Below are 1,426 nucleotides of genomic sequence, written 5' to 3' on the forward strand. Positions count from 1 at the left end.
CCATCGCGGTAGACGCGCACCGACGACGGGGCGGCAGGCAGCTGACGCGACCAGACGACGGTCAGCACGATGCCGCCCGCCAGATGCAGGCGCCCCTCCCTGAACCGGAAACCACGCCGGCTGTAGTTCAAGCTCGGGCGGGCCAGGTCCCTCTTCTTGAACCGGGGCATCCCCGCCCGCCGCTTGACGGGCAGCCGTGCCTTGATGTCCTTGATCGCTTTGGCGCGGGAGCGGGCGAAGTCACGGATGATCTGCTGCTGCGGCACCGACGCCCCACCGGCCAGCCACCCATGCTCGGACCGCCAGCCGGTCAGCAGCTTGTCCAGCCGCGCCGGACCACACTCCAGCCCGGCTTTGTGCGCGGCACGGGAGGTGGCCACGCACTGGTTCCACACCCAGCGCCACCGATCCCACTCCGCCAGCAACCCGGCACACGCCGCAGACGACAGCCGTAGGCGGTAGGTGTAACGGGCACACCCGCCATCCCCATCCGCAGTCACAGTCGCAGCCGCCGCCACGATCGCCAAGCTACACAGCAGCCCCGACAAAATTCCCGCGTTCCTCCGCGCGGTCATATGATTCGGCGTCCAGTTCGCGCCCCCGGCGGCGATTCCGCGCCTCCCTGGCCCGCTAGGCAGGAGTCCGCTTCCTTCCCGCCTGAAGCTGTAGGCCGGGGCATCCTCGGAGGAACAGCGGTGACGCTGCGCGCCTTCCACGACGACTACGCGGCGCTGCGCCGCTACCTTGTGGACGAGGGCCTGCTGTCGCGGGAGGACAACGTGTACTGGCGCAGCGGCGGCCCCGTGGACGTCTGACGACTCGAACAGATCGCTAGGACTCGCGGATGTTGCGGGTCCAGGCGTCGATCTTGGCCTGCCAGGCGGCGTCGTCCTCCGGCCGTCCCGGCACGCCGGGCAGCCGCTGCCAGGGCAGGGGCCCGCCCTCGCGCCGGTACTCCACGCCGATCGCGTCCAGGCGGGGCAGGTGCGCCGCCAGCCGGTCACGGAAGTCCGGCAGGTCGCGCCCGGCCGGGCTCCACACGGTCTCGGCGAAGGCGGCCAGCCGCGGGAAGGCCATGTAGTCCACGCGCCGGGGCGAGTCGATGAGCTCGGTCCAGATCGCGCACTGCGCGCCGAGCACCCGCGCCTCGGCCGGGTCGCCGCGCAGCTCCGCGGGGACCGGCTCGAAGGCGTGGGCGTCCTCCAGCGTCAGCACCGTGCCGAACGGCGCCGGCTCCTCCGGGCCCGGTCCCTGCCGGTAGTCGAGGTAGACGGACGTGTTCGGACAGGTGATCACGTCGTGGCCGCGGCGGGCGGCCGCCACCGCCCCGATGGCGCCCCGCCAAGAGGCGACCACTCCGCCCCGCCGGCGGCCCGAGCGGAAAAACACACCACTGAACAACCCAAAACAAATCAGCCATACCGTA

Annotated in this window: 2 protein-coding genes and 1 pseudogene; 1 reads left to right on the forward strand and 2 read right to left on the reverse strand. The window is 71.5% G+C overall.

Annotation, left to right across the window (positions count from 1 at the left end; genetic code table 11):
* Positions 1–380: pseudogene (locus tag AB0H81_RS44815) on the reverse strand (hypothetical protein); the annotation flags it as partial.
* Between the two features lie 315 nt (positions 381–695).
* Here AB0H81_RS44815 and AB0H81_RS44820 point away from each other — a divergent pair.
* A complete protein-coding gene (locus AB0H81_RS44820; RefSeq protein WP_358388721.1) occupies positions 696–815 on the forward strand; it encodes a DUF2087 domain-containing protein in 120 nt (39 codons plus the stop codon).
* 16 nt (positions 816–831) lie between these two features.
* On the opposite strand, the gene AB0H81_RS44825 is transcribed toward AB0H81_RS44820, so the two are convergent.
* Positions 832–1,389, reverse strand: a complete 558-nt coding sequence (locus AB0H81_RS44825) for a family 20 glycosylhydrolase (protein ID WP_358388724.1) — start codon at positions 1,387–1,389, stop codon at positions 832–834.
* Positions 1,390–1,426 lie beyond the last annotated feature (37 nt).

The sequence above is a fragment of the Nonomuraea sp. NPDC050691 genome, from assembly GCF_040654455.1.
GTDB lineage: Bacteria > Actinomycetota > Actinomycetes > Streptosporangiales > Streptosporangiaceae > Nonomuraea.